The organism is Okeania sp. SIO2F4 (assembly GCF_010672385.1).
GTDB lineage: Bacteria > Cyanobacteriota > Cyanobacteriia > Cyanobacteriales > Microcoleaceae > Trichodesmium.
Genome location: NZ_JAAHGT010000459.1, coordinates 1 through 7,542, shown reverse-complemented (window position 1 = coordinate 7,542; position 7,542 = coordinate 1). Strand labels below are relative to the sequence as shown.

Sequence of the window (7,542 nt, the reverse complement as noted above, 5' to 3'; positions counted from 1 at the left end):
TGCTATTGATGAGGATGATGGTTGGTTGTTGACTTTTGTGTATGATGAGAAAGAGAAGCGTTCTGAATTATTGGTCATAGATGCTCAGGATATGAGGGGGGAACCTGTAGCGCGGGTAATGTTACCTCAGAGAGTACCTTATGGTTTTCATGGTACTTGGGTGTCTGAGATGCAGTTGATAACAAATAATTAACTTGCTATCAGCTTTGAGCAGCTCGGGGTTAAAATTCCCGAAACTATTGCTTAGGAGTGGTTAAAATCCCCTTCTCGCAAGCAAAAAAAATGAAGTTTGGTAACCGCTTCCTTAAAATTTATTTTCTTGAGGAAAAGAAAGTTAAGCGATCGCTCTTTTGGGTTGACATGGAAGTGGAGCGATCGCCATTTTAATTAATATCAAGTCGGGTAGCATCGGTATTCTAAGGTAAGGTTCATTAATTGATAATTGATAATGGCGAACTTGATAATTACAAGAAGGTTTTAACCGTACGGGAATTGAATATAAGGAAATATTATTTCTTCTCTCTTGGGAGATTGGAGGCAAGCGTTCGCGTAGCGTCCCGGAGGGAACGGAGACCTCGCCATCCCATCCTAACGGACTGCTCCGCTTGCCGACCGCTTTTTTCTCCACGGCGAGTGAGAGGCTTTATACCTTTATTTTTCGGTAAGGAAGAAGGCTTTTAAAAGCCGGAAAAAACTTAAATTTTCTGTAGATATTAACGGTAACTTTTACACGCTCCGAATATTCTGTTCTGTTGGTCGAAACATTAGTCCAGAATAACTTCACTGTCTTGAGTGGGTCTTACATTCTGTTCGCGGAGCGTTTCCGCAGGAAATGGAGACCTCACCAATTAGCACTCGCTTTTTTATCCCTAGAAAAACCTTTAATCTTAAGAATTTTTCCAGATATTAATTCCAACTAGATTTGACAAGGGGTCTCCCGTTATAATCTCCGATTTAACGGGAAAAAACTTCACAAGCGTCAATAATATTATCAATCAAAAGCTGGATAGATATCCTTCTCAAAAATATCTCGAATCCAACCAGGTAAATGCTTATGCTTGTTAATATCCGTATCCGAACACATATCCACTTTATAAGCAGAACTTCGGGGAGTTATTTCTGGTACCCAAGCTGAGTGCAGATAGATGATTGATAAAGCTCCAGGAGTGATAGTCATCGCTGAAAATGTAGATATTGATAAATTTAAGATTGCTCGCAACTATCTAGGAGTAGAGATTGCTACGGTGCTTTACATTTCATTAACGCACCCTACAACTTCACTTTTCATGTTGCGAAGCAAAACGCACCCTAGTGTTTTGTTTTAGTTTGGTGATAATATGCAATATATTAACTGCTCTATATAACATCCAACTATGCAAACTACTGACTTTCTCTCTCAGCTAAATTTATCTCAACGCCAAGCAGTACAACATTTCTGCGGACCAATGTTGGTTGTGGCAGGTGCTGGTTCGGGCAAAACTAGGGCGTTGACTTATCGTGTGGCCCATCTAATACGTCATCATCGGGTACATCCAGAAAATATTCTGGCGGTGACGTTTACAAATAAAGCTGCACGGGAAATGAAAGACCGTATTGAGAGACTGTTTGCTCAACAACAGGCAGAAGCTAAATATGGTAAACCTTTTTCCGCTTTGACACCGGAGGAACAGACAAGGTTGCGATCGCAGGTCTACAAAAATATTACTAAGCATTTATGGATGGGAACGTTTCATAGTCTTTGCGCTCGTATTCTGCGGTTTGATATTAATAAATACCAAGACGAAAAAAAACGTCGTTGGGATAAAAATTTTTCTATTTTTGATGAAAGTGATGCTCAAAGTTTAATTAAGCAAATTGTTACTAAACAGCTAAATTTAGATGATAAAAAATTTGAACCACGTTCTATGAGATATGCTATTAGTAATGCTAAAAACCAAGGAATGTCACCTCAAGAATTTCAAAAATCACAGCCAGATTATCGGGGGCGGGTAATTGCTGAAGTCTACGGAATTTATCAAGATAATTTAGCTGCGAATAATGCTCTTGATTTTGACGATCTAATCAGAATACCTGTAGAATTATTTCGGCAAAATGAGCAAGTATTGGCTTATTGGCATCAAAGTTTTAATCATATTTTAGTCGATGAATATCAAGATACTAATCGGACTCAATACAATTTTATTAGATATTTAGCTACTAATGGTGAAGAGCCTAGATATTTTAATAACTGGGAAAATCGTTCTGTTTTTGTGGTGGGAGATGTAGACCAATCTATTTATTCTTTCCGCATGGCAGATTATACAATTTTGCTGGATTTTCAGAATGATTTTGGTGATGGTTTGCCTGATGAAGATACCCGGACAATGATTAAGTTGGAGGAAAATTATCGGTCGCGGGAAAATATTCTGGAAGTTGCGAATAAGTTGATTGAAAATAATACTCAACGTATCGATAAAATTCTCAAACCAACCAGGGGTTTAGGGGAAGAAATTTATTGTTATGAGGCAGAAAGTGAGCGAGAAGAAGCAGAATTTATTTGTAGTAAAATTGAGGAAATTACAGACCAAAACCCAGAGTTAGATTTAGGTAGTTTTGCTGTGCTTTATCGGACTAATTCTCAGTCACGCCCTATTGAGGAAGCCTTGATTCATTATGATATTAAATATGTGATAATTGGGGGTTTGAGATTTTATGACCGGAAAGAAATTAAGGATGCTTTGGCTTATTTGCGGGTAATTGCAAATCCTGCTGATACTGTTAGTTTTATGCGAATTATTAATACTCCCAGAAGGGGAATTGGTAAAACAACTATTGATAGTTTATTAAATGCTAGTTCGCAGATGGGAATACCTTTGTGGGAAATTATTAACGATAAAACTTCAGTTAATGCTTTGGCAGGTCGTTCATCAAAAGCTGTCAATAAATTTGCGGAGATAATTCAACATTGGCAAGATGAGGTAGAAAATTTGACAGCTATAGAAATTCTTGAGGGAATTTTGGAGACTTCTGGTTATATTGAAGATTTGAAAAAACAAGGAACGGAAGATGCAGATAATAGACTGGCAAATTTAGGAGAATTATGTAGTGCTGTTGCTCAGTTTCAAGAGGATAATGAAGATACAACTTTAGGGGGTTTTTTGGCAAATGCTTCTTTGGCTTCCGATCTAGATAACCTCCAAGAGGGGCAAGAAGTTGTGTCGTTAATGACATTACATTCGGCTAAAGGTTTGGAATTTCCAGTGGTATTTATGGTAGGTTTAGAACAAGGTTTATTACCTCATTTTCGGAGTATAGATGATCCTTTATCTTTAGAAGAAGAAAGGCGACTTTGTTATGTAGGAATTACCAGAGCGCAAGAACAATTATTTCTTTCTTATGCCACAGAAAGGCGACAATTTTGGGGAGCGCGAGATGCCACAATTCCATCTCAATTCTTGGGCGAGTTACCGGGTGATTTAGTTAATACTAATGCTATGAAAAAAGTAATTTATCGGTCAAAACGTCAGAGTAAAAAGACTAAAAATACTGATGTGAAAAAAGTAGTAGGTAATCAAACAGAAAGTTGGCAAGTAGGGGATAAAGTGATGCACGAAAATTTTGGCGTGGGGTTAGTAACTAATGTTTTGGGTGAGGGAAAGAAGATGAGTTTAGGTATCAAATTTGGTAAGAGTAAAAAAATTATCGATCCGAAAACTGCACCGATGGAAAAGTTGAATTGAAAAATTAATACAATTTCACCAAAGTCAAAAGTCAAAAGTAAGGGGAGATGGCTTTGTCGTAATTTTATTGCATATCAATTTCATCTAACCTAGTTTTGCTTTTGGCAATTACCAATTTTGAGGAAATTAAAGTAAAAATCTATTGTACTTCATTATTCTTCGCTATCAATAATGGTAGGAAGATCGCGAGCAGCATGAAGTATTCGTACCACATCAATATAGTTATCTTGAGTGAGATAAAAAATTAAGTGCTTGTTAAACCCCTTGACTGCCAGCTTCCGCAAACCTGCTAAACTAGAATTTTGTACTGGACTACCTATACCAGGCATCTTCGCCAGTTGCGAGATAGTCTCTCTGGTCGCATCAAAAAATCGCAATGCTGCATCCATGTTATCTTTAGCAATATAAGCAAATTGCTCGTCCAAGTCGTCGCTTGCTTTTGGTCTAATTACAATTTGTCGCGTCATCTACTTTAATCGCTTAATTTTTCTACAAGCGCACTACGTTTTTGTTCCCACCAACTTTCTGTAACTTCAATAGGCTGGCCACTGTTGATACCTTCTAACAACATTGTCTCTAATTCGGTCGTTTGCTGTTGGTCTCTATATATTAAATGCAAGATATATTCGCTGGCATTGTTGTAGTTACCAGAAGCAATTTGCTGATTAACAAATTCTTGCATCGATTCAGGGATTGAGATATTAAGTGTTGTCATAGTCTATTTACCTCCTAGACTAAATGTTAAAAGATAATTGAGATTTTGTCAATCTGGGTTGGTGACGATCGCTCTAGTTGGATCTCTAGAGCCAAGCGATCGCTCCTCATATCAAATCCGGGGGAATTGGACATAAAAAAATTCTCAAATCGTCATAACTACTCAATCTTTGTAATTCTTTCCCCTCCTGACTCGGTCCGACTGACTCCTGAGGACTAAATACTTAAGCAATCTATAACTGTTTAACCGGATTTGATATCAAACATGGTTGGTTTAGGATATCGCTCTGGTAAGGTACTTAATTAAGGAGACAACAAATTAGATCAAACAAAAACATTAATACCAGAAACTGCTTCTAACCGTTTATCGTTAGTTAGAAAAGTTTCGCATCCATTTCAAATTGCCGTTATATCAAATCTGGTTGAATAGTTATTATATGGTTGGGGGAAATGGGGAGATGGGAAAGTGGGGAGATTGAAGGCTTGAAGTAATTATAGAATTATCAACATATATTATATAACCGGATTCTATATTACTGAATGAATAGCATCTGGCAATCTTATATTAATCATACTTCTTAATCGAGCTGATTCTCTTAAAATTGTCCGATTAATTGGCACTACTTCAAGCACTTGGGAACTTTGAATGGCATTTTCATAAGCGGAACGAACTTTTACGTTATTATCAATTAAGGGTTTTACCAAAACTTCTGCCAAAGTTAGCTCGCTGGTAATAGCTTGGAAGTTTCCAGCATCTAAAAGTTGTATAAAGTTAGTAGTGACTTCTGAGGGTTGGGTTATTAACGGATGGCTTTTTGGGGGCGATCGCCCTTCCCACATCTCCATAAGAAAAAAAGCGATTGCTATTCAAACTATGACCAAACAAATCAATCAAAAACTAATAATTTTTCTGGCATTTCTACTATTATCATTCTTCCTCAGATTCTGGACTTTATTTGTATCTGTATTAGACAAAGACGAAAGTATCTATATTTTAGGAGCAGATAGTCTATTAAATAGCAACCTCCCTTATATAGAAATTTGGGATAACAAACCTCCAGGCATTTTTATCTTATTTTCCCTGACAATGCTAATTTTAGGAAATTCTATAGTATCTATCAGAATCTTATCTATTATTGCCACAACTTTTACCAGTTATTTTTTATATAGAATTGGTGCAACTATCGACGCCAAGCAAGGAGAGAAAATTGGATTATTGGCAGGAAGTTTATATGCTATTTTTTCTCTACATAATGATGGTGCAGCCGCCAATGCAGAAATTTTATTCGCTCCTTTCGTTACAGGGGCATTTTTATTGTTGTTTCAGGATAGGAAATTATCAAATATTAAAGTATTTCTGATTGGTCTAATTTTGGGAATTGGGATGCAAATAAAATATTTGGTAATTATGGATGTCTTGGGATTAGTTTTATTGGGGAGTTTGTTCAGGAAGGAAGAAGAATTCAGGAGTCAGGAGTCAGGAGTCAGGAGTCAGGAGGAAGAAAGAAAGAGGAAAGAAGATGGAAAACTTGTAAATAATTTTCAGGGATTAACAAAAGAAAGATTTTCATTTTCCTTGTTAAGATTTTATCTAATTTTAGCTGCCGGCTTAATTTTACCCGCAGTTATTATCGTAGTTATTTATCAGTTTTCTGGATATTTTGACGAGTATATTTATGCGACTCTCATAGCTAATACTAAATATGTGGGGATGTTGAATTTTTCCTGGTCTGACCTTTTGAGTAGACTTAGAAAACAGGTATTGGGAAATATTTTATTGTGGTTATGTTTGTTCTGGAGTCCGATTTATTTATTTGTCTTTGCTAGGGGTAAGTTTAAACAGGAAAGAAATTTTATCTATTTATTTCTGTGGTTGTGCTGTGCTTTTTTGGCAGTTTTGTTATCTAAGCGATTTTATAATCATTACTTTTTACAGTTATTACCTCCTTTATGTTTGATTAGTGGATATGTGATTATTAAGTCTATTTATTGGCCTCAAAAAAAATCAATAGAGAAATATAGCTATGGGGAAGTAAGGGAACTGAAAAAAATAAGTGGTAAAACTCAAATAGCTACTTTGAGAAATTCCCAAAAATTTTATGGAATCATCGGCACATTCCGGTCAAAAATCCCTGTATTGCCTTCCCTTCCCAACATAATTCTGTTCTTAATTTTAATATATCCTTTTGCTCAAGCTGGCTATAATAAGTTAACTAAAAATTGGGAATTTATCTATTATCGATATATCCAAAAAATAGATACATGGGATGACCGTGAAGCTTTGATTGCTAAATATTTGAGACAAAGAATTAAATCGACGGATTATATATATGTAGTCAACTATGAACCGATAATTTATTACTTAGTACCCACAAAAATTCCCACAAAATATGCTTTTCCTAGTCATTTAACAGCCATGTCTCAGATTTTGCCTATTAACCCTCTGCAAGAATTAGATGAAATTATGGCGAAAAATCCCAGTTATATTTTACTGGCAGAAAAAGATAATATTAGTCCTGAATATAGAAATGCTCTGAATCAATATTTAGAAGAAAATTACTTTCTAGAAAACACAATTCAAAATGTGGGTTTATATCGATATTATGGTAATAATTGACCAAATAAAAAATTCAGTAGTCAGGAGTCAGAATGTAAACAAAAAAGCGATATAACTCAACTTAGTTTATGAAAAAAAATAAGAAAGTTTTTGTTTGTAGTATTGCTCTAGCCCTGGAAATACTTATCTTTTTGCTCAAACCCTACTACCAGCATAATTATAATTGTTCTTTGGTACTTCGATAATAAAATTATCATTTAATCAACAGTTTCTTAATAAGTCTATATTTGCCTACCCTACTAAAACATCTAGACTAAAATTGTGGGTAAGTTTGCTGTTTGCTTAAGACCTCTCCCCCGACCCCTCTCCTGCTTTTGAGAGGGGGGAATATTCTCCCCCTTCCCTACCAGGGAAGGGGGTTGGGGGGTTAGGTTTTTTTCAACCCACATTTTCAAGCTAGACGCGCTACTATAGCACTACGCATTAAGGCTCTTGACATTTCTAAACCCTGAAACCTTTTAACCGTTTACTATTCCCTCCATACCTATTCCA

The 7,542-nt window shown here is 36.0% G+C and carries 8 protein-coding genes; 3 read left to right on the top strand and 5 right to left on the bottom strand.

Going from position 1 to position 7,542, the window contains the following annotated elements; translation table 11 throughout:
• A partial coding sequence (locus tag F6K22_RS24705) for a carotenoid oxygenase family protein (RefSeq protein WP_293104048.1) occupies nucleotides 1-193 on the top strand: 193 nt, incomplete at its 5' end.
• Nucleotides 194-334: 141 nt separating this feature from the next.
• Here the strand turns inward: F6K22_RS24705 and F6K22_RS24700 are convergent.
• Complete coding sequence (locus tag F6K22_RS24700) at nucleotides 335-628, bottom strand: hypothetical protein (protein WP_293104046.1); 294 nt, start codon at nucleotides 626-628, stop codon at nucleotides 335-337.
• 363 nt (nucleotides 629-991) lie between these two features.
• Nucleotides 992-1,177 (bottom strand): hypothetical protein, encoded by a 186-nt coding sequence (locus F6K22_RS24695; protein ID WP_293104043.1) that lies wholly within the window; start codon nucleotides 1,175-1,177, stop codon nucleotides 992-994.
• Between the two features lie 196 nt (nucleotides 1,178-1,373).
• On the opposite strand from F6K22_RS24695, the gene pcrA reads away from it, so the two are divergent.
• Complete coding sequence (pcrA, locus tag F6K22_RS24690) at nucleotides 1,374-3,719, top strand: DNA helicase PcrA (RefSeq protein ID WP_293104040.1); 2,346 nt, start codon at nucleotides 1,374-1,376, stop codon at nucleotides 3,717-3,719.
• Nucleotides 3,720-3,871: 152 nt separating this feature from the next.
• On the opposite strand, the gene F6K22_RS24685 is transcribed toward pcrA, so the two are convergent.
• The 3 genes from F6K22_RS24685 to F6K22_RS24675 form a co-directional block, all read right to left on the bottom strand.
• Nucleotides 3,872-4,186 (bottom strand): type II toxin-antitoxin system RelE/ParE family toxin, encoded by a 315-nt coding sequence (locus F6K22_RS24685; protein ID WP_293104036.1) that lies wholly within the window; start codon nucleotides 4,184-4,186, stop codon nucleotides 3,872-3,874.
• Nucleotides 4,187-4,191: 5 nt separating this feature from the next.
• Complete coding sequence (locus F6K22_RS24680; protein WP_293104033.1) at nucleotides 4,192-4,434, bottom strand: type II toxin-antitoxin system ParD family antitoxin; 243 nt, start codon at nucleotides 4,432-4,434, stop codon at nucleotides 4,192-4,194.
• A gap of 527 nt (nucleotides 4,435-4,961) precedes the next feature.
• Complete coding sequence (locus tag F6K22_RS24675) at nucleotides 4,962-5,279, bottom strand: type II toxin-antitoxin system VapC family toxin (protein WP_293104030.1); 318 nt, start codon at nucleotides 5,277-5,279, stop codon at nucleotides 4,962-4,964.
• Between the two features lie 28 nt (nucleotides 5,280-5,307).
• Here F6K22_RS24675 and F6K22_RS24670 point away from each other — a divergent pair, with 28 nt between their 5' ends.
• Entirely contained in the window at nucleotides 5,308-7,050 is a 1,743-nt protein-coding gene (locus F6K22_RS24670; RefSeq protein ID WP_293104027.1) for an ArnT family glycosyltransferase, read from the top strand.
• Nucleotides 7,051-7,542 lie beyond the last annotated feature (492 nt).

Coding starts and splice junctions, on each gene's coding strand:
- F6K22_RS24695 (WP_293104043.1), bottom strand. CDS start 1,177: ATGACTATCACTCCTGGAGCTTTATCAATCATCTATCTGCACTCAGCT.
- pcrA (WP_293104040.1), top strand. CDS start 1,374: ATGCAAACTACTGACTTTCTCTCTCAGCTAAATTTATCTCAACGCCAA.
- F6K22_RS24685 (WP_293104036.1), bottom strand. CDS start 4,186: ATGACGCGACAAATTGTAATTAGACCAAAAGCAAGCGACGACTTGGAC.
- F6K22_RS24680 (WP_293104033.1), bottom strand. CDS start 4,434: ATGACAACACTTAATATCTCAATCCCTGAATCGATGCAAGAATTTGTT.
- F6K22_RS24675 (WP_293104030.1), bottom strand. CDS start 5,279: ATGGAGATGTGGGAAGGGCGATCGCCCCCAAAAAGCCATCCGTTAATA.
- F6K22_RS24670 (WP_293104027.1), top strand. CDS start 5,308: ATGACCAAACAAATCAATCAAAAACTAATAATTTTTCTGGCATTTCTA.